The organism is Acinetobacter sp. A22, from assembly GCF_030913345.1.
Taxonomy (GTDB): Bacteria; Pseudomonadota; Gammaproteobacteria; order Pseudomonadales; family Moraxellaceae; genus Acinetobacter; species Acinetobacter junii.
Map to the genome: position 1 here is coordinate 178,125 of NZ_CP133162.1, position 24,849 is coordinate 202,973.

Consider the following 24,849-nt stretch of genomic DNA (forward strand, 5'->3'; position numbering starts at 1 on the left):
TTTATTTTCTATATAGTATGATGAGCATCATCGTAAAGTAGGATAAATGTCATGAAGCAAGAGCTCTACCACGGGAAAATTAAGCAATATAATCCTGAGAAAGGATTTGGTTTTATTGCATCGAATGGTGAAGATATCTTTTTTCATATCTCAGATTACCCTGCAGCTGAAGGTGAACCTAAGCGCAATGAAAAAGTGAAATTTTCAGTTGTAGAAAATCAAGGTAAATATAAAGCAATTAAAATTGAGCGTGTTGATCCTAACCCCGCTAAAACTAAGAAAAACAAAATCATGGATCACAATAAGTCGATTACTAATGAATTGTTATCAAACTTAAGACGTTGATCATTACAGTAATCTTTTATTGAAATATCATGAGAAAAGGGGCTTTAGGGTCTCTTTTTTATTAGAATAACCAAAACATGAAAAATTGAGTGCAAAATGTTTGTTGAAGGAAAAATAAAAAAATACGATACAGAAAGAGGTTTTGGTTTTATTAAGGTAGATGGTCATCAAACTGATGTTTTCTTCCATATCAAAGATTTTCCTAAAGCATCTGGTGAACCTAAAATGGGTGAAAAACTAAAATTTTTGATCGTTGAAGATAATAATGGAAAGTTTAAAGCTGCAAATATTGTGCGCTTAGATCAAAAACAAGCACATATTGATTATCCAAACTATGCCAACAACTCATCTACACAAAATAAATCGGTATCACAGCAAAAACATGAAAATCAAAAAGGTATGACTTTTATGATTATTGGCTTGATTGTGATTGCTATTTTAGGAGGATTAGTTTTTAAAAAATATCAGTCGTATGCAGAATCAAAAGAATTAAAAACAGCACAGCTGATTGCAGAGCAGAAGAAAATTGTGCAACAGCAACGAGATGCTTTGGGTGAACTGCCAGAAATTAAATTATCTCAAAAGACAGAAAACGCTCTGCAAGCCTCGACATCTGTTCCTGTCATGAATAACCGATCACAACAATCGACAGCGAACCAGACTCAATTTAAATGTGATGGACGCCAACATTGTTCACAAATGAGATCACGTGAAGAAGCAGAGTTCTTTGTGCGCAATTGTCCTAATACCAAAATGGATGGTGATAATGATGGTGAACCGTGTGAGAATGATTCGAGATGGTAAATTAAAAAGATCAGATTTAAATCTGATCTTCACAAAATTGTAGAAAGGCTTTTAATCCTGGTCCCTGATATTTTTGACGGTGTACCAGCATATAAAGTGGTCTTGTCAGTTGCCAGAACGGTGTGTCAAGGATGACCAATTGACCTTTTTCAGCTAAAGGCTCAATCGCCAATCTTGATACACAGGACATCCCAAGCCCACCCGCTACAATTTTTAAAATTGCTTCGTTATGACCTAAGGTCAAACGAATATTCGCATCAGGAACATCTTGTAAAATTGCATTGTCAAAAACTTCACGTGTACCAGAGCCTTCTTCACGTAAAATCCATTCAACATTTAGAAAGTCAGCAGGGCTTAATGCACGTTGAATTTGAGCAAGAGGATGTGAAGGTGCACAGCAAACGGCTAATTCATCATCACGCCAGTGAATACACTGTAATTGTGGCAAATGACAAGAACCTTCAATTAAAGCCAAATCCAGTTGGAATTGATTGACTGCTTCAATCATTTGACGAGTATTACCCACTTGTAATTGTAAGTGTGCTTGTGGGTGTTTTTGTAAGAAATCAGCCATTAAATCAGGCATTAAGTAGTCGCTGATTGTGAGCGTTGCTCCCAATCTAAGGTCAATACTTTGTAATTCACCTTTGGCTGCTTGCTCAAAAGATTCACAGCGACCTAATATTTCTAATGCTTGTGGCAATAAAAAGCGTCCCAAATCATTAAGCTGTAAACGCTTGCCGAGTCGATCGAACAATGGCGCACCAAGACCATCTTCTAAATCAGCTAAAGCCATACTTGCTGCACTTTGAGTAAGTCTAACAGCATCACTGGCTTTGGTTACGGTTCCTTCCTGAGCGACCGCCACAAAAACAGCCAATTGGCGTAAGGTCATTCGCATGTTATATAGCCTTAATGTTTTGAGTATCCATCAAATATTCGATCATGCTAACATGAGCATACTGTTTCGTGCCACGTTCAAATCATGTCAATTGAAAAATTTACCGTAGAAAAGGTTTTATCTGTACATCGTTGGGCTCACAATCTTTTTAGTTTCACGATGACGAGACCCGCCCATTTTAAATTTACAGCAGGTCAATTTGCTCGTATTGGGTTGATGGTAAATGGTGAATTGGTGGTTCGTGCATATTCAGTCGTTTCTTCACCTTTTGATGAAAATCTGGAATTCTTTTCTATCGTTGTACCTGATGGTGCGTTTACTTCAAACCTTCAACATCTTGAAGTCGATGATGAGTTATATCTCGACAAAACTGCGTATGGGTATCTAACTTTAGCTCGCTATCAATTGCCTTTAGCTCATGATTTATGGTTATTAGCCACAGGTACTGGATTGGCTCCCTTTTTATCTATGCTCCAAGACTTTGAAACGTGGACGAAATATCAGCATATTCATCTTATATATAGTGTGAGATCTATAGCTGAACTGGCTTATGTAGATCGTATACAAGAGATTGCTGAGAGTTTTGGTGAAGGGCATACAGGGTTCAAATTTGTACCAATTATTACCCGTGATCCAAATGCAACCCTACATGATCGTTTACCTATTTTGATTGAAAATGGTGAGCTAGAAAAAGTGGTTGGCCTATCACTCAATCCTGCTACTAGCCATGTGATGTTATGTGGTAATCCACAAATGGTAGAAGATACCAAGGATGCATTAAAACAACGTGGACTGACGATGAATCGTCGTGGTGAGGGAAATATTGCTGTAGAGAACTATTGGTAATAGGTACGCATGGATATGTTATTAGTGAACAAACATATCCATAAATTCGCGGATTTCTTGAATTGCGGTATCAACATCTGTATTCAGCCATGTGGGCTCAAAAAGTCCAGTGTAGTGCTCTAAGCGATCATGGGGAACAACCAGTCGAACTGGGCAATCTTCTTCAAGTAATCGCCAAGGTAAAATCGGAACTTCATTATCGAGAAATGGTTGTACATTCCGAATATCGATAATCATTGCATTAATGCAATCGGGTAAGGGCATAACCGAGAATTCTTCAGTACGTCGACGGAAATATTCTAGATCACCCCATTTTAAAATATAGCTTGGTTTATTGAACTCGATAATACCAATCAAATGTTCATCGCGTGTGTGATGTAAAAAACATTGATGTGTGACATCAGTGTCTAAATCTAGAGAAACACTTTGTTGGCTATAGGACATACAGTAATTAAAAACAGAACAGAAACGTGACAGAGGATTATAGCTTATTTTTATCATTTTCTAAACCGCCTATATTTTATACAAGAATGCAAATAATAAAAAGTAGAGTTATGCAAATAAAACAACGATAGTGCGAAGCTTTGTCACACAATGCAACACAGTCCATTGCTAATATAAAGGTCTAAGCAATAAAAGGATGAGGGCAAACTATGATGCATGATTTTAGTAAGCCACAGCCTCATGTGGCCAGTAAAGAAGAAATAGCAAGGAAAAGGAAATTACCAGTCTATATGCTCATTATCGTAGGGCTGTTCTTGCTAGCATTATTAATTTTTATGGTTGCAGACCATTCGAATAAACCTACTGCACAAGTGATCATGTCACAGTTGCACTCGGTCCTTTTAAATGCGTAAGCAATCTATCTTAGACCAAACCTAATCGATTTAACGAGCTCATTGGTGTGAACTAATGGGCTTTTTTTGCAAAATTATGCGTAATTTTTGTTGTATTAGTGATGCTGTTCGTTGATTGAGAATTAAACAAAAATTATGGTCTAGATATCCATTCGTGATGTTCTCTTAACAGAATGAGTATGGGTAGCTGTATTTGACTTAAAAAACACATAAAAGGATAACAAGATATGAATGAAATTTTTAGTGATCCATCCCAAAGAGGGAGATTTGATGCAATGTATTATTGGGATCAATTTCAGCCAATATTAGCCGCAATTGTTATTCTACTGGTGGGTTGGATTATTGCCCTAGTGATTGCAGCAGGCGTGAAAAAGTTATTACAAAAATTTGATACCAATCATAAATTGTCATCGGCGACTGGTAGAGCGCCCAATATAGAAAGTCTCATCTCCAAACTTGTATTTTGGTTTGTGATGATTTTGGCCGTTGTTGGTGCATTAAATGTCTTAAATATTAGTGGTGTAAGCGATCCATTTAGCAATATGGTTGGTCGTGTACTGGCTTATATTCCAAATCTGTTAGCTGCTGTTGCCGTCGGATTTATTGGTTGGATTGTTGCACGTTTGGTACGTGTAGGCTTGACCAATGTATTATCCAAAACTCAGTTAGACGATAAGTTAAGTAGTGAAGTTGGTGTTAGTTCACTGAGCAGTAATATTGCTGAGATCTTTTATTGGTTAGTTCTATTATTATTCTTGCCGATTGTTTTATCTATTCTCGGTTTAACTGGGCTACTTGTTCCTGTGCAGAATATGGTAAATGAAGCAATTGCATTCTTACCGAATCTATTCATTACAGGCGTAATCATTTTTGTTGGTTACATTTTAGCGAAAATCGTTCGTGGTATTGTTGAGGGCTTAACCAATAGCTTAGGTTTACAGGCTCAAGCAGAAAAGATCGGATTATTTAAAAATTCAAGTGTTTCTAAATTCTTAGGTTCATTTGTATTTGCAATTATTATCATTACAGCATTAATTGTGGCATTTGAAGCATTGGGTGTTGAAGCAATTTCACAACCAGCAACAGCGATGTTGAATGAAATCATGCATGCAATTCCACAAATTATCGCGGCTGGATTGATTTTAATTGTGGCTTATGTGGTATCGAGATTTGTTGGACGTTTGGTCGCTGAATTAATATCTGGTGCTGGTGTTGACGAAGTTCCGATGAAACTTGATGTACAACGTTTTCTTGGACAAACACGTGTTTCTGATATTGTTGGCTATTTGATCGTGTTCTTTACTATGTTATTTGCTGTTTCTGAAGCAGCGAATCGCTTAGGCTTAGAACAGGTAAGTGGCTTGATTGCCATGTTTATCCAATTCGGTGCAGACATTTTACTCGGTGCTGTGATCTTGGTCATCGGTTTTTGGCTTGCAAATGTGGTTGCGAATGTCGTGCAACGTGGTGAATACAACAGCTCACGTTGGTTAGGTAATCTAGTTCGCATTTTGATCATGGGCTTGGTTATTGCGATGGGTCTAAAAGCAATGGGTATTGCCGATTCGATTGTTAACTTGGCATTTGGTTTGACTTTGGGTTCTGTTGCAGTTGCTTTTGCATTAGCATTTGGTTTAGGCGGTCGTCAACCTGCTGAACGTTTATTGACAGATTTATTGGATAAAGCAAAAACCGAAGCTAAGCAACCAAATCCAATTCATCAAAATCAACCTACAATTAGTACCAATAGCAATCCAACTCCTCCTTCATCTCCATATTCAGATGAATAGAAAAAATAATCTTTGATTTTTTTGATCAATTCGACCACTCTTAACAGGGTGGTCGTTTTGTTTTTTCAATAAATAAAAAGTCTATAGGAGAATTAAATGAAGAAGCCTAACCGCGTATTTGCACCGATTATTATTGCTGGAATCACCGTAGGATTTTTGGCAAGTGCATATAAATTCGTGATCGCAAAGTCTGGCACGAGCAAAGAAAAATCAACATCAAATAGCTCGCAATCCTCTTCTGTTGAAGCAGCGAATTCTCCTGAGCATCACTCTTAGTTCATCAAATGATCTGCTCAATTTGAATTTTCTAGACGAATTGAGCAGCGGCTTGTGCTGATGACCACGCCCATTGGAAGTTATATCCCCCAAGATGACCTGTTACATCGAGAACCTCTCCAATAAAGTACAAGCCTTTTTGTTTTTTACTTTCCATGGTTTTGGAGGATACCTCGCTGGTATCTACGCCACCGAGAGTCACTTCTGCAGTTCGATATCCCTCAGTTCCTGAAGGTTTTACAGCATAAGCATGTAGTTGTGTTGCAATGAGCTCCAGTTGAGCATCACTGATATTGCCAATCGCAGTTTCACTGTGATCCGCCCAAATGAGTTGCTGTAACTCAATAACGATACTTTTTGCAGTGAACTCATTCAGTAAAGTTCTGAGTAGAACTTTAGGTTGTGATTTTTTCTTGGCTTTGAAAAAATCCAATAAATCTTGGCTTGGGAAAAAGTCTATTTTAAAACTTTCTCCAACATGCCAGTAATTGGATAGTTGCAAGGAGCTTGGACCACTTAAACCGCGATGGGTAAATAAAAGTGCTTCAGTAAATTGATGACGATCGTTGATCAAGGTTGCATCTAATGCATTACCACTTAGGCGAGTGGTTACCTCTTTAAACTGATCTGAAAAAGTAAAGGGAACAAGACCAGCACGGGTTGGAAATACATGATGTCCGAACTGCTTTGCCAGTTCATAGCCAAAACCTGAACCGCCTAATGTTGGAATCGATAAACCACCAGTGGCAACTACTAACGACTCACAGTGATAAGTGCCTTGATTGGTTTCAATAATAAAACCTGAATCTGCTTTATTTTTTACCTGTTCAACTTCGCAGTGTGTTTGAATTTCAACGTGCTTTGATTTGCTACATTCTGAAAGTAACAATTCAAGAATTTCTTTAGAGCCTTTCAGCGTGAAGAGCTGACCATGTTTACGTTCTTCATATTCGATGCCGTATTCACAGACCAAACCAATAAAATCCCAATTGGTATAACGGGTTAAGGCTGAAATCACAAAATGAGGATTTTCTGAAAGATAGTTGGAAGGCTCTACCTCTAAATTGGTGAAGTTGCATTTACCACCACCTGACATCAGAATTTTTTTACCGACTTTATTGGCTTTTTCAAGTACGACGACTGAACGTCCACGTTTGCCTGCTTCAGCAGCTAACATCAAGCCCGATGCACCTGCACCTAAAACAACCACATCAACTTGATGAACCATGAGCATTACTCGATAGAATACGAAAAGCGGGCAATTATAGAAGATTTAAAGCCTTTTGAGTATGTCGATTGTTTGATTAAAAAATATGCCTTTAAAATCAAGGCATGCTATAAAGTTGAATTCTATAGAGGGGTAAAAAATAATGAACGATAAAACATTTTTAAATGATATTCAGCCGAACAACCAAGATCAACTAAGACAATATACTTTAATTGCCTATGGTTTATATGCAGCCAGTATTTTTTTGTGGGTTTGACCAGTATTGCAGCTGTCATCATGAACTATATGGAACGTAATGAAGTACAAGGTACGTGGTTGGCGAGCCATTTTGAATGGCAAATCAAAACCTTTTGGTTCACCCTCATTGGTGCTGTGATTGGTTTCGTATTGTCATTTGTTCTCATCGGCATTCCAATCTTGTTTGCGGTGTCGATTTGGTTTATTTATCGCATAGTAAAAGGTCTTGTGGTGTTTATGGACAATAAACCAATCGGTGATGGATGGTTTTAAGCCGTTAGAATCAGTAGATCAAAAGTCACTTCAGGGTGACTTTTATTTCATGCGTCCTTGTAGTCCACCTGTATGAATCGCTAAGATTCTCGTATTCACAGGGAAGTGCCCTTGTTGAATTAAATCAAATAATCCCATCATCATTTTAGCTGTGTAGACCTGCTCTAGTGGAACAGCATATTGTTGTTCGAATTGCTGCATAAATTGCAGCAGTTCAGAATTGGTTTTGGCATAACCACCACAACAATATTCATCTGTTAAAGACCAGTTGGTTTTATTGGTCCATTGTTGAATATCGTACTTGAGAAAATCACCTTTAAGTGCCGAAAAGCCTAAAATATGCTGCTGAGCTGAACTACTTTCGATGATCCCTGCAATCGTGCCACCTGTACCGACAGCACAACAAATCACATCATAATTTTCTCGATCATCAGCAGACAGAATTTCTTTCGTGCCTTGTATCGCAAGTTGATTAGTCCCGCCTTCTGGAATAATCAAAGTATTTGGATAACGCTGTTTTAATTGTTGTAAATACTCAACTTCATGGCGAAGTCGGTATTCAGCTCGACTGACAAAATGCAGTTGCATACCAAAATCTTGTGCGGTTTGCAGGGTTGGATTGAACGCTTGTTTAGCTAACTCCTCACCACGAATAATGCCAATACTTTGAAAACCAAAATAATGTGCTGCATAAGCTGTTGCAGCGATGTGATTGGAGTAGGCCCCGCCAAAGGTCAGTACTTGATTCAAATTTTGTTGCTTAGCTTCGAGTAGATTGTATTTCAGTTTGAAAAATTTATTCCCTGAAATCTGAGGGTGAATGAGATCAAGACGTTTCACCATCAATTGTACAGGAAAGGGAAGGTCTAATGTTTGATAAGGAGTTGGAAAAGCAATGTGATCAAACATTTGAATAAACTAAAATTGAATTTGATCACATTGTAAATGTATTTGATTGAGAATGTCAGTGCTGCATTAAGAGTCGGTATCTACAGAGCTAATCACGGACATACCAGGACGTAAATTTTCGATGCCTTTTTGGTTTGGATCTATCGCAATACGCACTGCAATCCGTTGCACCACTTTAGTAAAGCTACCTGTGGCATTATCAGGTTTTAGTACGCTAAATTCGGAACCAGCCGCAGGGGAAATTTGCTCTACATGTCCTGTGAATTTCTGATGATTCATGGCATCCACAGTAAAATACGCTTTTTGCCCAATTTTCATATTGGCAATTTGCGTTTCTTTAAAGTTCGCAATCACCCATGTTTGTTTCGGGATTAAATACAATAATTGTGTTCCTGCCGCCACGTATTGACCTACTCGTGGATTGACCTCACCGAGTTGACCATCTAACGGTGCAACAATCGTGCTGTAATCCTTTGTGGTATTGGCTTGATCTAATTGCGCTTGTGCGCTATTCACTTGTGCTTTTAGTCCAGCTTGAGCGACTTGTGCCGTTTTTAATGCTTCTTGTGCAACGAGGATATTCGCCTGCGCTTGTTTGAGCAAAGCTAGATTATTTTGTGCATCCGCAGCCGCTTTATCCTGTTCAGATTTTGATGCTGCACCGCTATCTCCAAGTTGCTGATAGCGTTTGAGTTGTGCGATGGATAAGTCGTATTGCGCTTTGACTTGATCAAGTTTGGCTTGCGCTGCAACCACATCAGCTTGTCGTTGGGCGATGGCTTGAGTTTGATTGGCTAGACTATTTTCTGCTTGTTCTACACCTGAGACAGCCTGCGTGACTTTTTGATCATAGGTGGTTGCATCAATATGCATCAAGACTTGACCTTGTTTGACCTGATCAAAGTCCTTGACCAATACATCTTTGATATAACCATTAATCTGTGAGGAAAGAATGGTAGTTTTGCCTTTCACATAGCTGTTGTCAGTTTGTTCAATCGCTGTGTGAAATGGACCAATTCGCCACGCCCATAAAATAATGGTAATCCCCACGATTAATACTAAAAGCATCCACCATAAGGTTGAGCGTTTAGTTTTAATCAATTTACTGGTTGTAGGTGGCGGTGGTGGTGGCATTTTAGGCACGGACTCAACTGCTTTGTCAGACTGAGCATGATTATTCTGCTCAGCGTTTTCGGTCTTGGAACTTTCAGGTTTCTCTTGTTCAGACATAATTTTTTCTCAATCAAATACAATAAAAGTTAATTTGCTGTTTGCAAGCTTCTACGGGTTTTGTACTTATTCCGAGCATATTTAAATAAGCCCCAAAGCAGCAAAATAACGGCAAAGATGCCATTTAAGGCAATCACATCGTTATAGGCACGAACCTGAGCTTCACGAGTCACCACCTTATTTAAATTCTGTAGGGCTTGATTGTTTTGTAAAACAGGGTCATTCGTTGTGAGCATTGAACTGTGTTGATAACTTTGCAAACGCTGTGCGACGAGAGGATCGGTAGGATCAAGATTGCTACTAATCTCAACTTTATAATCATAAGTGTGGCGTTGCTGATAGGTATTGAAAAATGATGAACCGACTAAACCACCAAAGTTTTGTGTGGCTGAGAACAATACAATGAAGGTCACGACATATTGAGGACCACGTTGTAAGGTACGCATAAAACCCATCAATAGCAGTGGACCAATAAATACGCCCCCTGCAAAACTCACCAAGAACTGGCTTCGATAAAAGTTTGCAGGTCGTACATCACTGGTCAGGTGATAATCCAAAGCACAGGCGATCAGAATTAAAACTTCAGCCAGAAATAAATTTAAAATTAAGCGATCACGATGAAATGTCAGCGCACTAAATACTGAACCTGCAATCGTTCCACAGAAAATAACCACATAAAGCGGAACAAATTGATCAGGACCCATACCAACAGTTTTTAGAAAATTGACCGCAGCGTAGCTTTGTTCAGACATTAATAGTCTGAGCGCAAAGGCACTGACGATGAAACTCAAAAGATCGCCTGTCGCCAACCAACGTGTCATGATCAGTGGATTGCGACGATAATGTTCATAAGTCAAACCAAACACAATTAAACAAAAACCGACGATCAAGGTATAGGCTAACCAAGGGCTATCAAACCACCAGTGAATAGGCCCTTGTGTTAATACGATACACAGGCAGGCGAAACCTGGAGCGAGCAGTGCAAAGGTAAAGAAGTCTTGTTTCTCAAAAACCGCGAGACGCATACTTCGAGGCAGTTTTAAAGCTACCACCATTGCAAAACAACAAATTGCCAAACCCAGTTCAAAGGTATAAATCACATCCCATTGATTGGCGCTTAGTAAAAACGGCGAGATAATCCAAGCCAAAGGCAAACCAAGTTGCTGAAAGCCGAAAGCCAAATAAATCCCTTTTGCCATATCTGCTTTACCAAAAGCTTGCATGGTGTAATACATACCCAATGAGCTAAGTGGAGCAGCGGCTAAACCTGCAATAAAACGGACAAATAAAGCCATTTCATAGGTTTTGACAAAGATGTGTAAGACCAACACACCAATGAATACTAATAATCCAATTTCTGAAAATAGCCTTAAGCCATACTGTTGCCGAGCTTTAAATAAGATCAAATTGGAACTGACATTTGCCATCACATAAGCAGCAGGTAACCAAGCTGCTTGTGATGGTGTGAGACCATACTCACCTTGGAAAATTGGTAAATTAGCGACAATAAAACCATTACTTAAACTGGCAGCAATACAAATAAATAGCCCAATAAAGAAATATGCAAAACGTTTTGGCTTTGCATGTGCGATAGCCGCAGGAGAGCCGGGTAGCGTAGGGCGTTCATCGGCTGACCAATCGGGTGGAGTTTCAAGATAGCGAGGGCTGTTATCCATATTATTCCTCGAACTAAATTTTGATGCCGTTTAATAATAATTCTATTGCGCGTTTTGCCAGTCGTACTTGATCAGAAGCAGGATGCCCTTGAAACGAAGATCCTAAGATCGCCGTAATCATGCCAAAGTCTTGTGGGGTCAGATCAGGGCGACATAATTGATGTGCTATGGCTTTATCAATTAAAGGTTGTAATGCTTTATCTCGTCGCTCATAAATGTTTAGCATGATTGGGTCTTGGCGATCAATGATACGCCAGTAATCAATGAGTACGATCAGATGAGGGAGTTGTTCAATATGCCCTTCAATCAAACGAATAAAACCATCATTATATTCGAGTAGAGCGGATGCTCTCTGTTCTAAGCGCATCATCGCTTGATCAAGTAGGGCAAACATGAGTGCTTTACGATCAGCGAAATTACGATAAAAGGTTGCTCGTCCTACGCCTGCATGATCAATAATCGCTTGTAATGGCACATGTACACCTTGAGCCCGAAATACCTCTTCTGCTGCATGAAGCAATTCTTCGCGATTATGAGCAGCTTGTTGAACACGTTTATTCATTATTGAACTTGCTAGGTATATAAATTGGATAAGAGTTATTTAACGGACAAATTTGTCCGATGTAAATAAACGATCGATATCTGATTTGTTTATATTGAGTAATAGAGGTAAATTGGTTTGTGTAGCAACAAACTTATCGTATTAAAAAATAAAACAATTTGATTTTGAAAATTTTAAGGTAGGTTTTATATGCAAGCCTTCATGCATCGATTTTTTCGTGGTTTAAAACATCGTCCATACTTATCCGCAACTTTTGCTTTGGGCTTCGTTATCTTTTTTGTGCTGCAAGCATTCAGCTCATGGCATTGGGCAACACGGCTACAAATTGGCTGGAATACTGCAATCTGGCTATATTTGTTTATGATTCTAAAGATGATGTGGCGTTTAGATCCAGAACACATCTTAGAACGAGCAAAACAACAAGATGAAGGGAAGTGGATGATACTTACGGTTGCTTTAATCGCAATCGTTGTTTGTTTTATTTCGATTGCTGTGCAACTCAGTCATGTTCCGAAAGATCAAGCAATCATTAAAACGATTCTGATCTTGCTAACGATAGGAACTATTTTCTCATCGTGGCTATTACTGCATACCTTGTTCGCTATTCATTATGCACATGACTATTATCTTGCGAAAAGCCGTCAAGTCGATGGGGGATTGGATTTTCCAAAAACAGATCAACCTGATTATCTCGATTTTGTCTATTTCAGCTATATCATTGGCACTTCTGCACAAACCGCAGATGTTTCTATTACCAGCTCACAGCTTAGACATCTGAATATTTTTCATTGTGTTTTAGCTTTTATTTTTAATACCGTGATTTTGGCGGTTGCAATCAATGTGGCAGCGAGCCTGATCGGTTTTGGCTAATTAACAATGCTAAATGAATCTATAAGGTGAGTTTTATTATTCAAAATAGTGAAATAGTGGAGTAAATATTTAATCTTTTATCTGGTAAATAAGAAACGTAGATGATTGGTTTTTTATTTAATAGCTCATCTTAGCTCAGTAATTCTGATAGTTTTTTATAGAAGTTATTTGATTTTTATTATTGTTTTTAATTAATTTATTGAATTATAAGATTTTATCCATGCACTGTGGTTTGTAAAAAATAGTATCTTGTATGAGTCTTTTTCGCATAAAATATTTGATAGAAAATTATTCTAATTTTGAGGTTTATCTTGGAATCAATATTGATTTTAGGCTCGATTACATTGGCATTGATGTTGGGTGCGATTAGCCCTGGTCCGACATTTATTTATGTTGCAAAAAACTCGATTGCGATTTCACGTAAACATGGTTTATTTACTGCGCTTGGCACAGGTACGGGTGCAGCGTTGTTTGGTTTTCTAGCTGTGATGGGATTACAGGCAATCTTACTTGCAGTGCCTTCAGCATATTTGGCTTTAAAAATCTTTGGGGGTCTGTATTTACTTTGGCTCGCTTATAAAATTATTAAACATGCCAAAGAACCAATGGCATCAACGGAGGGTGCAGTTCATAACATGAGCTATGCACAAGCTTTTCGTTTAGGTCTTATCACGCAATTGAGTAATCCTAAAATTGCAATCGTGCTTGCCAGTATTTTTACTGCTTTATTACCTAAAGAAATTCCAACTTATTTCTATGTGGTGTTGCCAGTTTTGTGTTTCTTTATTGATGCAGGTTGGTATTCTCTAGTGGCTGTTGCATTGTCAGCAGAAGGACCACGTAAAGTTTATTTAAAGTCTAAAGCTGTTTTTGATCGTATCGCAGGTGGTGTCATGACCTTGCTTGGATTGAAGTTGATCTTTGGAATGAAGTGATAAAAGAAGCGACCAAGAAGGTCGCTTTTTTTATGGACTAATTCTAAATAAAAACATTTAATCTTTGAAATGAGTTGGAATCCATTGATAGCTTTTTCCATCGGCTGAATAAATGTGTCCAATGCCGGGGAAAGGTAAATGTGGTGCAGCAATCGTTTGTCCGTTTTTAGCAAAATCAGCGAATTGCTTTAAACGCGTTTCAACGGCTTTTTTCGGGTCTATATCGTATTCAATTGCCGTTTCAGGCTTATCAAATTGCACAGTATGTGAATGTACGATATCTCCAATAAACACCACGTTTTCATCTTTGGTTTTTAGCTCATAGCTAAAATGCCCTGGTGTATGTCCTGCCGTATTAATGACTTTAAAACCTTGAATGTCATCACCGAGTTTATAGGTTTTAAAGCGTTGTTTGGCTTGGTAAGGCGCAATCGCTTGTTTAATTTTCTCAACCGTACCTGAGTAATTGGCTTGTTTTTCTTTCGGTAGTTTTGCTGCTTGTTTCGGATCTAACCAAAAACTTGCTTCATCATTTGATACGTATACGGTTGCATTAGGGAAATTGGAAACGCCATCTTTACTGATACCACAGACATGGTCGGGATGTAGATGTGTGAGTAGAATGGTCTCGACTTGTTCAGGTTGATAGCCTGATGCTTTTAGGTTGGTTAAAACTGAACCTAAATGAGCACCAAAACAACTAGCTGCACCGCTATCCACTAATACTAGAGATTTTCCTGTATTAACGAGGAAGGCATTGACTGAGGTTTGTACGCCTTTCTCTTGATCTGCATAGTATTTTTTTAAGATTTCTTGGACTTGTTGTTGCGGTATGTCTTTAAACAAGCTTGGTGACATAAAGTTTGTACCATCGAGCAGGGCTGTGATTTGTACGTCACCTGCTTGATATTGGTAGTAACCAGCGACTTGTTTTTGTAGGGAGATGGTGGATTCAGCAGCTTGGGTGAAGATGGCTGGTGTGCAAAGGGTTAAAGCGAGGAAAAGTGGTTTTAAGGTATTCATAAGTTTATTATTAAAGCGACAATATATGTTTGTTGTATCATACTCGTAACATCAGTTCTAGATAGAATTTTTTCTTATAAGGTTAATGAAAAGTTTAAGTAACAAGTTAAAATCAAGAAAGTAATTAAAAGTTTTTGACAAGGAATATTTAACAATATGAGTTAATCTAAGAATGATATAAAACTTGCTATGAAAAAATACGATCAAGGAGATAGACCTTTCAAATTTAAAAAACCTAGAAGCTGGTATGTCTATGGTATAAATAGTAAAAATTTATACCCTTTAAAATATATTTATGCTTTAGCTACTAATATTGAACCAAGTAAATTTAATACTTCCACTCCCATTTCTGAGCTTAAAAAACTTGGATTTAACTTATTTCATGAAGAAACTCTAGATGAAATTAAAAAATTTGAAGAAAGAATAAATGAATCACTTGATACTAGTTCTGAAATAAGAAAGCAACGACTTTCTAAAGCAAATAAGACTCCATCTCAGTATAAAGTTGAAATAGTAGTTTTCAATAGGAATCCTGATGTGGTAGCCGAAGTGCTTTTACGAGCTAAAGGAATTTGTGAGTCTTGTAATTTAGTTGCTCCTTTTATACGAGAAAAAGATGGCATGCCTTATCTTGAAGTGCACCATAAAATTCGATTAGCTGATGGTGGAGAAGATACGGTCGAGAATGCCGTTGCAATTTGTCCAAATTGTCATAGAAAAGCACATTATGGGAAAAAAGAATAACTTTGTACAATCTAAAGCACTAAAAAAAGCCCCTACAACGTAGAGGCTTTTCTCATCTTAGATTTAAAATCTTAAGAAACTTTATCGCCAGGTTTAGCGCCCGACTCAGGTGAAATCACCCAAACACCTTCACCATTACCTGCTGCAAGTACCATACCATTAGAAATACCAAAACGCATTTTACGAGGTGCAAGGTTCGCAACCATCACCACTAATTTGCCTTTTAAATCTTCTGGCTGATAAAACTCACGGATACCACTAAACACATTACGCGGTTCAGCTTCACCCACATCTAAAGTCAATTGCAGCAATTTATCAGAACCCTCAACGGTTGCTGCTTCAAGCACTTGCGCAACACGTAGATCAACTTTCATAAAGTCTTCAATACCAATGATTTCAGCTTCACCCACTTTAGGCTCAGGCTTTTTCTCGGCTTTCTTCTCTTTTTTCTTTTCCACTTTTGGCGATTCTGCCGCAGCAGCTAAAGAATCTTTAGATGCGTCCACCATTGCTGCAACGGCTTTAGGATCAACACGCTGCATAAGTGGTTGGAATTGAGCAATTTCATGAGCAACTAAGATTTGCTGACGTGAGGCAAAGTCAAAGCTTTCAAGCTGTAAGAAAGACTGAACTTGAGCCGCAAGTGTTGGAAGCACTGGAGCCAAGTAAATTGCAAGCTGACGGAATAAGTTGATACCAACTGAGCAAACATCATGAACTTGTTGTTCTTGACCTTCTTGCTTCGCAAGCGCCCACGGTTTTTTCTCATCAATATATTGATTCGCTTTGTCAGCAAGAGCCATGATTTCACGAATAGCAGCAGAGAATTCACGTGCTTCATAGGCTTGAGCAATTGAATCGCCCGCATCAATAAAGCTTTGAACCAATTCAGGTTCAGCGCATGTGTTTGAAAGCGTATTATTGAAATTGCTGTTAATGAATTTTGCACAACGGCTGGCAATATTCACCACTTTACCGACAAGGTCAGAATTCACTTTCTGTACGAAGTCATCTAAATTCAAATCTGAATCTTCAACTTTGTCAGAAAGCTTAGAAGCAAAGTAATAACGTAAATATTCAGGATTCAAGTGCTGTAAATAAGTTTCAGCTTTGATGAATGTGCCGCGAGATTTTGACATCTTCTGACCGTTCACCGTTAAGAAACCATTTACGAATAAACCAGATGGCGTGCGATAGTTCGCACCTTCAAGCATTGCAGGCCAAAACAGTGCATGGAAGTAAACAATGTCTTTACCAATGAAGTGATAAACCTCTTTGTCGCTGTCTTTTTTCCAGAAATCATCAAAGCTTAGATCAGGACGTTTAGTTTTGATGTAGTTTTCAAAACTCGACATATAACCAATTGGAGCATCTACCCAAACATAGAAATATTTGTTTGGAGCATCTGGAATTTCAAAACCGAAATAAGGCGCATCACGCGAAATATCCCAATCTGATAAACCTGATTCAAACCATTCATCTAGTTTGTTGGCAATAGACAATGGTAAACGACCTTGATCACGTGTCCATTTCTGTAAGTATTCTGAGAAATTCGGTAGTTTAAAGAAATAGTGATCTGATGATTTCTCAACTGGCGTTGCACCACTCAATGTTGAGCGTGGGTTTAATAACTCGGTCGCGTTATAGGTTGTACCGCAGACTTCACATGAGTCGCCGTATTGATCTTCAGCTTTACATTTCGGGCACGTGCCTTTAATGAAACGATCAGACAAGAACATGCCTTTTTCAGGATCAAATAATTGTGTGACAGGGCGAACAGCGATATTGCCTGCTTCACGGTTTTTAATATAAATCTCAGATGCACGAGCTTTGTTTGCATCGCTATGAGTTGAATCATAATGATCGAAATGCACACCAAAACCATCAAAATCACGAATGTGTTCTTTTTGAACATTGGCAATTTGCGCTTCAGGGCTAATGCCATTCGCTTCAGCACGTAACATGATCGCTGTGCCATGAGCATCATCCGCACATACGTAAGTCACGTCATGACCCATTGCACGCATCGCACGAACCCAAATATCTGCTTGGATATAACCGAGTAAGTGACCCATATGGATAGGACCATTGGCATAAGGAAGGGCATTGGTGACTAAAATTTTACGCACGGATATTGTTCTCTCATTCGTATTTACAAGGTGGATGATTTTACATGACTTAAGAGCGACTTGCACAAGGGAATCGGTGAAATCTTTTTAGCCTGAAGGGAATCTTATTTTGAAACTTCATACAAGCTTCACTTTGTCTTCAATCAAAGTACATCTGTTTGATCGAGAATAATCACAATATCAAAGAGAGGAAAATAAAAATGAGGTCTTGGTCATTAGTTTTTTCATCAGTCTCAGCCAGTTTAGTTTCTGTTTTTAGTTTTGTGATTCCATTTTGTTTGTTCTTAAATTATCGACAGAATCATCTGCTTCATGTAGTCAGTGATGGCATGGAAGTTATGATGTATTTGACCCCAATCCTCATCGTTTTGGCTTTTATCTTTTATCTGATTGTTTTTGCAGTATTGAAACTGCCCACTCAGATTTTTGATTCATACCAGTTTTTAAAAATAAGTTTTGTGATCTTAGTTGCTTGGGCTTTACTTGTCTTAACGATTCTGTTCGAAGATCAAGTGAACCACATTGATTTTTCAACTTTAAAAATTGGTGTTGTGATGTATTTCATGATGCTGCCGATTTTGGCTTTGGGTTGTATGGGGGCGAACAGTTGTTATTTTGTAATGAATAAAGTAAATCAAAAGAAGAATATGAACCTATTTGATTAAAAAGTATGCAACCCTAAAGGATTACATACTTTGCATCTGCTTAACGGTGACACTTTGCTTAGAATTCTTTCTTAAAGAGATGATTTTCCCTTTAGATAAGAAATGAATGTGATAGCTCTTTAGGCCATCTGTTTTCGGATCGAGCGTAATCTCAGCAAACATCGGCGTTTGCCAAAGAGCACTATCAGCATTTGCCGATAAACCTAACCAAGCTTGTGCCTGAATAATAAAAGTAAATTCATCTTTAATTGAAAGACTATTAATTTCTAAACTATCACACCAATGAACGGTCTTTGGAAATTCAACTTTTGAAAATTTCCAACAAATTGAAAGTGCCAAACTTGTTGCGATTCCACCATAATCGTTGCTTTCATTATGAATGACAGGAAGTAATTGTTCTGCCAAATCACCTTCAAAAGAATCAATCATGCTTTGGATTCTTCTTTTACTCGAAAGGATATAGTTCAGGCGCTTTTGTTGAGCTTGCAGTTCATTTTGAATTTCTAAAAGTTCATTTTCATTCATATATAAAGCTTTATAAGTCAGGTTAATTTCACGATAGCGCAAAAGTATATCTGATCTAATTCCCTATATTGTGAATAGTTTTTAATACAAATTTAATGGTTCTAAAAATGATCGAAACATCAAGACTGATTTTACGCCAATGGCGAGACACCGATTATTTACCTTTTGCAGAGATGAGTGCTAATCCAGAGGTTATGCGGTATTTTCCAAAAGTTTTAACGCGCGCTGAAAGCGATGTATATATAGATAAATTAAAGGAAATTATTGAAAAACAGGGGTGGGGTTTTTGGGCAGTAGAATTAAAACAGACTCAACAATTGATAGGCTTGGTAGGATTACATGATCAACCCACACAGTTTTCATTTTCGCCCTGTGTTGAAATTGGCTGGCGTTTAGATCAAGCATTTTGGGGCAAAGGTTATGCAAAAGAAGCAGCAAATGCAGCCTTGGATTTTGCTTTTAATCATTTGCAGCTTGAAACTGTTGTGTCTTTTACCACTTTAGAAAATCTGCGTTCGCAAGCGCTTATGCAAAGCTTAGGGATGAGGAAATTAGCAGAATTTCAACATCCTGCTCTAGTTCAAGATCATCCATTAAGTTGGCATGTATTGTATGAGATTCAGCAGTCTGATCGTATCAAGTAATTTAGTTGTGTTATGCATTTATATGATTTTTATATATGAAAATTCAAATGGTTATTAATCAGCAATAAATTTGAATCATCCTGTATCCCATTTGTTTCAATTTGCAGCAAACACGATAAGTGTAGGCAGAATCTTGTATAACTGTAATAGAAATCAACGACAGCTTTTACGAAATAACAAGAGGAACAAGACATGAGTAATGACAAAATTGATCAGTTAAAACAGTTCGCAGCAAAAGATTTAGAGCAAACCAAAGCAGACTTTCAGCAGGCTAAAGATAAAGTCAGCGAGCTTAGAAGTGATATCAAACAAAAAGGTCAGGAAACTGTGGCGGATGTAAAAAACTTCGCAGCGAAAGATATTGATCAAACTAAAGCTGATTTACAGCAAGCTAAAGATAAAGCCAATCAGTTGAAGCAAAAAGGCGAGCAAGCTTTAGATGATTTAAAGACCAATGCAAGCGATCAATACGGTGAAAGTAAAGCTGCATTATCAGCTAAAGCAGATGAGTTAAAAGAAAAACTGGCGGATACTCAACATGCTGCCAAAGAGAAATTAGATCACTTAAAAGAAGAGGCAACGCATAAATTAGAAGATGCAAAAGCCAAAGCAGCTGAGTTAAAAGATGAGGCAGCTGCAAAATTTGATGATCTGAAAGCTCAAGCTAGCAGCAAGTTAGATGATTTAAAGAAAGCTGCCACTGATACGATCAATAAATTCAAAGGCTAATCACGATAAAGCTTTAACAATCGACGCTGATAGACAAAGATAAATTGCGACATAAAATTGAGCAATTACGGTCTTTGATATGAGCGTCGAATCTTCAATACTGCTAAACTAACCACATTCAGTGAGTATGATCAGTTTTTGGAGTACAAAATGTCGTGGCTTTCTTCCTTAAAATCCGTTTTTTCGCCTGCGCAAGAAGTAAAGGAAGATGAAATCCAAACAGTCCTTCAGAATTATATTCTTCCAAACTCTGAAAATGCCTTGAAAGATCGTATCAGCCAAGTCAATGTTCAAGGTCGCATCCTACAGCTCACGATCAATACATTTCCTGAAGAAAAAGATCATTTACAACAAATCCATGATGAACTTGCAGATGCCTTAGAAAAGTGTGGTATCCAAGAACTCAATCTGCATATTATTCAGCAGAAACACGCTGCCCATGGCGAAGCGGGACATAGTTGTTCATCTAAACCAAAAGCACAAAACACCAACCTTCCTCCAGTCATGGATGCATCTCCGAAAGCTGAAGCAGACCCAAATAATCCTCCGATTGAAAAAGCTGCGCCACAACAACGAGATGTTGCTCCACATCCACGTATTCAAAACGTAATCTTGGTTTCGTCGGGTAAAGGTGGTGTAGGTAAATCAACCACAACTGTGAATCTTGCGCTCGCATTGCAAAAACTCGGTTTAAAAGTTGGGGTGTTGGATGCAGATATCTATGGTCCAAGTATTCCAACTATGTTGGGCAATGCTGGTCGCACACCACAGATTGAAAATGAACATTTTGTTCCTTTAGATGCTTATGGTATGGCCGTGATTTCAATCGGTCATTTGATTGGTGCGCATAACACTCCTGTAGCATGGCGTGGCCCTAAAGCCACTGGCGCATTGATGCAGTTATTTAATCAAACTCTGTGGCCTGATCTGGATGTGTTGGTGATTGATATGCCACCAGGCACTGGAGACATTCAACTTACGTTGGCACAGCGTATTCCAGTCACAGGTGCCGTCATTGTGACCACACCGCAAAATGTTGCGCTCATGGATGCGGTAAAAGGGATTGAATTATTTAATAAAGTGAACATCCCTGTATTGGGTGTGATTGAAAATATGTCCACCCATATCTGCTCTAACTGTGGACATGAAGAACAAATATTTGGTACGGGTGGTGGTGATCAGCTTTCTGAACAATATGACATACCTCTACTAGGTCGTTTACCTTTAGATGCAAAAATCCGAGAGAATGCCGATAATGGTAAACCAAGTGTCATCGCACAAGATGTCGCTTCTGAAAGCTATATCAATATTGCGGAAAGTGTCTTAAAACAGATGGAAAAACTTCCAAAACGTCAGAGAGATGACAAGCGCATTTTCTAATTGATGGTTATTTTTAAGTTCGGCCCAACATTTCGTTGGGCTTTTCTTTGTTTAATGTTTTAAATATATCGTTTGGTAAAATATGGCATGGGAGTTGCTTCATCACTATTTTATTTTCGAGTGATGATATGAAGTCCATCAAAAGAGCTGTAAGTATTCTGGGATTGTGTAGTGCATTTTTACTGAGTGCTTGTAATGGTTAAGATTCTCCAAAAGAGACTGAGCAATCACAAATTAAATTACAACCCATCGTGATCCAAGGTGCTTTACCTGTCGAATCTGAACGTATGGCATCAAAATTAGATAACGTCAGTGTTGAAACAGTGGGTGGATGGAAGTTTTGGAAAGGAACTTATAAAGGTTATCCAGTGATCGTGTCCAAAACACGTATGGGCATGAGTAATTCTGCCGCAGCTACAGCACTTGCAATTGAGCGATATCAACCCATTGCAATTATTAACCAAGGTACATCAGGCGGGCATGATCCTGCTTTAAACGTGTTTGATATTGTATTAGGCAAATACACGACAAATATTGGTGCGTTTAGAACACCAAGATTACCGATAGGAGGCGGTTCAAACTCATTGGCATGGACAGAGGCATTTGATGTGTTACCAGAAGATGAGTCTGACCCTGAACCGATTGCGATACGCAAATTTGAAGGTGATCAACAGTTACTGATTGCTGCACATAAAGCAAAAGCTTCTTATAGCAAAGGGAATGTGGTTGAGGGAACGATTGGTTCAGCAGATGTTTGGAATAATGAGCTGGATCGAATCCAGTTTTTCCATACTAATTATCAAACTTCTGTAGAGGAGATCGAGGCAGCTTCCGTCGCACAGATTGCACATCAGTTTAATGTTCCATTTTTAGGTATAAGAATTTTATCTAATAATATTACCAATAATGGTGCATATAATCCTGCTACGGGTGAGGCATGTCAGGACTATGTGCTTGATGTGGTTGAACAATACATGAAAAAACAATTGGATAAAAACTAAAGACCTAGAAGAAATCAGCTACATGATTTCTTCTTGATTATTTTGAATTCTATTTTTCCAACTTTTTATAACAAACCAGCGCCATAAGAGGTGAGTTGCACAATAAAACAATAAAGCAAACAGAATGGCTTCTATGACTAAACCTGAAATTAAGATTTTTGCCAGACTCAAGTCTATATGTCCATGTCCAAAGTTCTTCAACCAATTGATGATTTGATGTAGCACACCCAATAACATCTCTTGATCAATCATATTGACATGATAAATCTTAGTACCAAACCAAAAGCCTAAATAAAGTATAGGAACTACAGTGAGAGGATTTGTCAGCCATGCCATACACAATCCGATCGGCAAATTAACCTCAAACCATAGGATTGTCAGAATAATAAATAAACTATGGAAAGGTACAGGTAATATGCCCCAAAAGGTACCAATAAACATCGCTTTGGCAATAGAGTGACGATTCACATACCAAAGTAAAGGATTTAAGGTACTTTGCCCAAAAATGCGCATAAACTTGAGTTGAGCAACTTTCTCTGATGAAGGAAGCCACTTATGAAAAAATTGCTTAGGCATAAAATATTGGCGAGTAGAAGAATGAAAATAGTGTGATCAACTGATTATAAAATACCACTTTTTGCTTAGGCTTAGCTTAAATTTCATGCTAAATCTTAATCTAATCAGTAAGATGTTATTCAAAAATTCACGGTAATCGTACTTTAAATATACATAGATATCTAGGTGACTGTTCAGTAGTGAGCTACTTGAAATTTATAAAGATGAAATAAAATAAATAGTTAAATAATTGTAGTGAAATTAACGTTATAAGTGCTTACAGTTATTTTTTTGCTATAAAATTGTAATTGAATTAATCTCAGAGAATCCTTTAGTGAGGTCATTCAATGATTTCATGGTTTTTCATTGGTTTAGTTATAACCATATTATTTACTCCTGGCCCAACCAACACATTATTGGCATCATCTGGTGTTCAGGTTGGTGTACGCAAATCACTTTTACTTATTCCAGCTGAAGCATTGGGTTATATCGTTGCTATAACAGCTTGGGGGATGTTGATTGGCAAAGTATCAACAGCTTTACCATTACTTCCCACCTTTTTAAAATTAATGAGCGCTGGCTATATTTTGTATTTGGCGATTAAGCTTTGGCGTACAGCGAATCAACAAGTGGCATTAAATCAACCAACTATTCGCCCACGTGAATTATTGTTTGCTACGCTTTTAAATCCTAAAGCTTTGTTGTTTGCCTCTGCAATTTTTCCAGCAGTTGCATGGAAGAACCAAGACATTTACTTAGTACATATGAGTGTTTTTGTTGGTTTGATTTTGCCGATCGCTCTGTTTTGGATATCTGTTGGAGCAATGTTGGCGACCAATAAGGTTAAATGGCTTTCACAATCAAAATTACAACGCACAGCATCCGTCGTGCTTATTAGTTTTTCAATCCCGATCAGCTATTCTGCATTAATCAATTTATAAAGTATCTCTGCTATTCTGCCTATCAGGATAGCAGTCTTATTTTCATTAATGATGATTTACGTTAAAGTACCTGCCAATCATTAATTTAGATTTTGGAAAAAAGTCATGGCAATAAAATCTGATCGTTGGATTCGTGAAATGAGCGAAAAACACGGCATGATTGAACCTTATGCAGAGAATCAAGTTCGTTATGGTGAAAATGGCGAAAAGTTGATTTCTTATGGGGTGTCGAGCTATGGCTATGATGTTCGATGCGCACGTGAATTCAAAGTATTTACCAACGTTCATTCAGCGATTGTTGATCCTAAAAACTTTGACGATAAAAGCTTTATTGACATTGAATCAGACGTTTGTATCATCCCACCAAACTCATTTGCCTTAGCACGTACCATTGAATACTTCCGTATCCCGCGAAATGTACTTACTGTTTGTTTGGGTAAGTCGACTTATGCGCGTTGCGGTATTATTGTAAATGTGACGCCGTTAGAGCCTGAGTGGGAAGGTCACGTTACTTTAGAGTTTTCCAATACTACAAACTTACCTGCGCGTATCTATGCGGGTGAGGGTGTCGCACAAATGCTTTTCTTTGAAAGCGATGAAGTATGTGAAACATCATATAAAGATCGTGGTGGTAAATATCAAGGGCAGACAGGTGTGACTTTACCTAAGACCTAATAATTAGCCCATCTATAACATGATGGGCTTTTTTCTACATATCATTTCTTACAAAATACTTTATCGTTAAAAATAGTTCAGATGAATGAAGCTAGTATT

General features: G+C 38.0%; 26 protein-coding genes and 2 pseudogenes. 17 read left to right on the plus strand and 11 right to left on the minus strand.

What is annotated here, in order from left to right:
- Nucleotides 1-51: 51 nt before the first annotated feature.
- Nucleotides 52-345, plus strand: a complete 294-nt coding sequence (locus tag Q9Q86_RS00850) for a cold shock domain-containing protein (protein ID WP_004914276.1) — start codon at nucleotides 52-54, stop codon at nucleotides 343-345.
- A 96-nt stretch (nucleotides 346-441) separates the two neighbouring features.
- On the plus strand, nucleotides 442-1,149 hold the full coding sequence (locus Q9Q86_RS00855; RefSeq protein WP_112987350.1) for a cold shock domain-containing protein: 708 nt from the start codon (nucleotides 442-444) through the stop codon (nucleotides 1,147-1,149).
- 16 nt (nucleotides 1,150-1,165) lie between these two features.
- Here the strand turns inward: Q9Q86_RS00855 and gigC are convergent, their stop codons facing one another.
- Entirely contained in the window at nucleotides 1,166-2,050 is an 885-nt protein-coding gene (gene gigC / locus Q9Q86_RS00860) for a LysR family transcriptional regulator GigC (protein WP_004914268.1), read from the minus strand.
- A gap of 84 nt (nucleotides 2,051-2,134) precedes the next feature.
- Here gigC and Q9Q86_RS00865 point away from each other — a divergent pair, with 84 nt between their 5' ends.
- Entirely contained in the window at nucleotides 2,135-2,896 is a 762-nt protein-coding gene (locus Q9Q86_RS00865) for a ferredoxin--NADP reductase (RefSeq protein WP_112987349.1), read from the plus strand.
- A 21-nt stretch (nucleotides 2,897-2,917) separates the two neighbouring features.
- Here the strand turns inward: Q9Q86_RS00865 and Q9Q86_RS00870 are convergent, their stop codons facing one another.
- On the minus strand, nucleotides 2,918-3,340 hold the full coding sequence (locus tag Q9Q86_RS00870; protein ID WP_005403158.1) for a hypothetical protein: 423 nt from the start codon (nucleotides 3,338-3,340) through the stop codon (nucleotides 2,918-2,920).
- A gap of 212 nt (nucleotides 3,341-3,552) precedes the next feature.
- Between Q9Q86_RS00870 and Q9Q86_RS00875 the strand changes: the two genes are divergently transcribed.
- The 3 genes from Q9Q86_RS00875 to Q9Q86_RS00885 all read left to right on the plus strand — a co-directional run bounded on the left by Q9Q86_RS00875 (nucleotide 3,553) and on the right by Q9Q86_RS00885 (nucleotide 5,819).
- Nucleotides 3,553-3,753: a hypothetical protein gene (locus Q9Q86_RS00875; RefSeq protein WP_026057418.1), complete on the plus strand. Its 201-nt coding sequence runs from the start codon at nucleotides 3,553-3,555 to the stop codon at nucleotides 3,751-3,753.
- Nucleotides 3,754-3,980: 227 nt separating this feature from the next.
- Entirely contained in the window at nucleotides 3,981-5,543 is a 1,563-nt protein-coding gene (locus tag Q9Q86_RS00880) for a mechanosensitive ion channel (protein WP_112987348.1), read from the plus strand.
- A gap of 96 nt (nucleotides 5,544-5,639) precedes the next feature.
- Complete coding sequence (locus Q9Q86_RS00885; protein WP_004914255.1) at nucleotides 5,640-5,819, plus strand: hypothetical protein; 180 nt, start codon at nucleotides 5,640-5,642, stop codon at nucleotides 5,817-5,819.
- A gap of 31 nt (nucleotides 5,820-5,850) precedes the next feature.
- Here the strand turns inward: Q9Q86_RS00885 and Q9Q86_RS00890 are convergent, their stop codons facing one another.
- Entirely contained in the window at nucleotides 5,851-7,047 is a 1,197-nt protein-coding gene (locus Q9Q86_RS00890) for an NAD(P)/FAD-dependent oxidoreductase (protein ID WP_075696149.1), read from the minus strand.
- 142 nt (nucleotides 7,048-7,189) lie between these two features.
- Between Q9Q86_RS00890 and Q9Q86_RS00895 the strand changes: the two are divergent.
- Nucleotides 7,190-7,557 (plus strand): annotated as a pseudogene (locus tag Q9Q86_RS00895) (DUF4870 family protein).
- Nucleotides 7,558-7,599: 42 nt separating this feature from the next.
- Here the strand turns inward: Q9Q86_RS00895 and Q9Q86_RS00900 are convergent.
- From Q9Q86_RS00900 to Q9Q86_RS00915, 4 genes are all read right to left on the minus strand, one after another.
- Nucleotides 7,600-8,466, minus strand: a complete 867-nt coding sequence (locus Q9Q86_RS00900) for a 1-aminocyclopropane-1-carboxylate deaminase/D-cysteine desulfhydrase (RefSeq protein ID WP_112987346.1) — start codon at nucleotides 8,464-8,466, stop codon at nucleotides 7,600-7,602.
- A 66-nt stretch (nucleotides 8,467-8,532) separates the two neighbouring features.
- A complete protein-coding gene (locus Q9Q86_RS00905; RefSeq protein ID WP_227540270.1) occupies nucleotides 8,533-9,600 on the minus strand; it encodes an HlyD family secretion protein in 1,068 nt (355 codons plus the stop codon).
- A 125-nt stretch (nucleotides 9,601-9,725) separates the two neighbouring features.
- A complete protein-coding gene (locus Q9Q86_RS00910) occupies nucleotides 9,726-11,372 on the minus strand; it encodes an MFS transporter (RefSeq protein ID WP_112987344.1) in 1,647 nt (548 codons plus the stop codon).
- A 13-nt stretch (nucleotides 11,373-11,385) separates the two neighbouring features.
- Nucleotides 11,386-11,934 (minus strand): TetR/AcrR family transcriptional regulator, encoded by a 549-nt coding sequence (locus Q9Q86_RS00915; protein WP_112987343.1) that lies wholly within the window; start codon nucleotides 11,932-11,934, stop codon nucleotides 11,386-11,388.
- A 189-nt stretch (nucleotides 11,935-12,123) separates the two neighbouring features.
- On the opposite strand from Q9Q86_RS00915, the gene Q9Q86_RS00920 reads away from it, so the two are divergent.
- Both Q9Q86_RS00920 and Q9Q86_RS00925 read left to right on the plus strand, forming a co-directional pair.
- Entirely contained in the window at nucleotides 12,124-12,804 is a 681-nt protein-coding gene (locus tag Q9Q86_RS00920) for a DUF1345 domain-containing protein (RefSeq protein ID WP_004952490.1), read from the plus strand.
- Nucleotides 12,805-13,115: 311 nt separating this feature from the next.
- On the plus strand, nucleotides 13,116-13,739 hold the full coding sequence (locus Q9Q86_RS00925; RefSeq protein WP_112987342.1) for a LysE family translocator: 624 nt from the start codon (nucleotides 13,116-13,118) through the stop codon (nucleotides 13,737-13,739).
- A 57-nt stretch (nucleotides 13,740-13,796) separates the two neighbouring features.
- Here Q9Q86_RS00925 and Q9Q86_RS00930 read toward each other — a convergent pair whose 3' ends face one another.
- Nucleotides 13,797-14,762, minus strand: a complete 966-nt coding sequence (locus tag Q9Q86_RS00930; RefSeq protein WP_112987341.1) for an MBL fold metallo-hydrolase — start codon at nucleotides 14,760-14,762, stop codon at nucleotides 13,797-13,799.
- Nucleotides 14,763-14,951: 189 nt separating this feature from the next.
- Between Q9Q86_RS00930 and Q9Q86_RS00935 the strand changes: the two genes are divergently transcribed.
- Nucleotides 14,952-15,506 (plus strand): HNH endonuclease, encoded by a 555-nt coding sequence (locus tag Q9Q86_RS00935; RefSeq protein WP_112987340.1) that lies wholly within the window; start codon nucleotides 14,952-14,954, stop codon nucleotides 15,504-15,506.
- A gap of 71 nt (nucleotides 15,507-15,577) precedes the next feature.
- Here the strand turns inward: Q9Q86_RS00935 and metG are convergent, their stop codons facing one another.
- Nucleotides 15,578-17,635, minus strand: coding sequence for a methionine--tRNA ligase (gene metG / locus Q9Q86_RS00940; protein WP_112987339.1), 2,058 nt, complete (start codon nucleotides 17,633-17,635; stop codon nucleotides 15,578-15,580).
- Nucleotides 17,636-17,835: 200 nt separating this feature from the next.
- On the opposite strand from metG, the gene Q9Q86_RS00945 reads away from it, so the two are divergent.
- Nucleotides 17,836-18,300: a hypothetical protein gene (locus tag Q9Q86_RS00945; protein ID WP_004952507.1), complete on the plus strand. Its 465-nt coding sequence runs from the start codon at nucleotides 17,836-17,838 to the stop codon at nucleotides 18,298-18,300.
- 21 nt (nucleotides 18,301-18,321) lie between these two features.
- Here Q9Q86_RS00945 and Q9Q86_RS00950 read toward each other — a convergent pair whose 3' ends face one another.
- On the minus strand, nucleotides 18,322-18,825 hold the full coding sequence (locus Q9Q86_RS00950) for a hypothetical protein (protein ID WP_004952510.1): 504 nt from the start codon (nucleotides 18,823-18,825) through the stop codon (nucleotides 18,322-18,324).
- 107 nt (nucleotides 18,826-18,932) lie between these two features.
- On the opposite strand from Q9Q86_RS00950, the gene Q9Q86_RS00955 reads away from it, so the two are divergent.
- The 4 genes and pseudogenes from Q9Q86_RS00955 (at nucleotide 18,933) to Q9Q86_RS00970 (ending at nucleotide 22,579) form a co-directional block, all read left to right on the plus strand.
- On the plus strand, nucleotides 18,933-19,469 hold the full coding sequence (locus Q9Q86_RS00955) for a GNAT family N-acetyltransferase (RefSeq protein WP_112987338.1): 537 nt from the start codon (nucleotides 18,933-18,935) through the stop codon (nucleotides 19,467-19,469).
- A 192-nt stretch (nucleotides 19,470-19,661) separates the two neighbouring features.
- On the plus strand, nucleotides 19,662-20,198 hold the full coding sequence (locus Q9Q86_RS00960) for a hypothetical protein (protein WP_112987337.1): 537 nt from the start codon (nucleotides 19,662-19,664) through the stop codon (nucleotides 20,196-20,198).
- 150 nt (nucleotides 20,199-20,348) lie between these two features.
- Nucleotides 20,349-21,578: an iron-sulfur cluster carrier protein ApbC gene (gene apbC / locus Q9Q86_RS00965; protein ID WP_112987336.1), complete on the plus strand. Its 1,230-nt coding sequence runs from the start codon at nucleotides 20,349-20,351 to the stop codon at nucleotides 21,576-21,578.
- Nucleotides 21,579-21,706: 128 nt separating this feature from the next.
- Nucleotides 21,707-22,579, plus strand: a pseudogene (locus tag Q9Q86_RS00970) (5'-methylthioadenosine/S-adenosylhomocysteine nucleosidase).
- A gap of 18 nt (nucleotides 22,580-22,597) precedes the next feature.
- Here the strand turns inward: Q9Q86_RS00970 and Q9Q86_RS00975 are convergent.
- Complete coding sequence (locus Q9Q86_RS00975) at nucleotides 22,598-23,155, minus strand: DUF2062 domain-containing protein (RefSeq protein ID WP_042891389.1); 558 nt, start codon at nucleotides 23,153-23,155, stop codon at nucleotides 22,598-22,600.
- A 326-nt stretch (nucleotides 23,156-23,481) separates the two neighbouring features.
- On the opposite strand from Q9Q86_RS00975, the gene Q9Q86_RS00980 reads away from it, so the two are divergent.
- Both Q9Q86_RS00980 and dcd read left to right on the plus strand, forming a co-directional pair.
- Nucleotides 23,482-24,075: a LysE family translocator gene (locus tag Q9Q86_RS00980; protein WP_112987335.1), complete on the plus strand. Its 594-nt coding sequence runs from the start codon at nucleotides 23,482-23,484 to the stop codon at nucleotides 24,073-24,075.
- Between the two features lie 105 nt (nucleotides 24,076-24,180).
- Nucleotides 24,181-24,750 carry a dCTP deaminase gene (dcd, locus tag Q9Q86_RS00985; RefSeq protein WP_004914176.1) on the plus strand — a complete coding sequence of 190 codons (570 nt, stop codon included), beginning with the start codon at nucleotides 24,181-24,183 and terminating at the stop codon, nucleotides 24,748-24,750.
- Nucleotides 24,751-24,849: the final 99 nt, after the last annotated feature.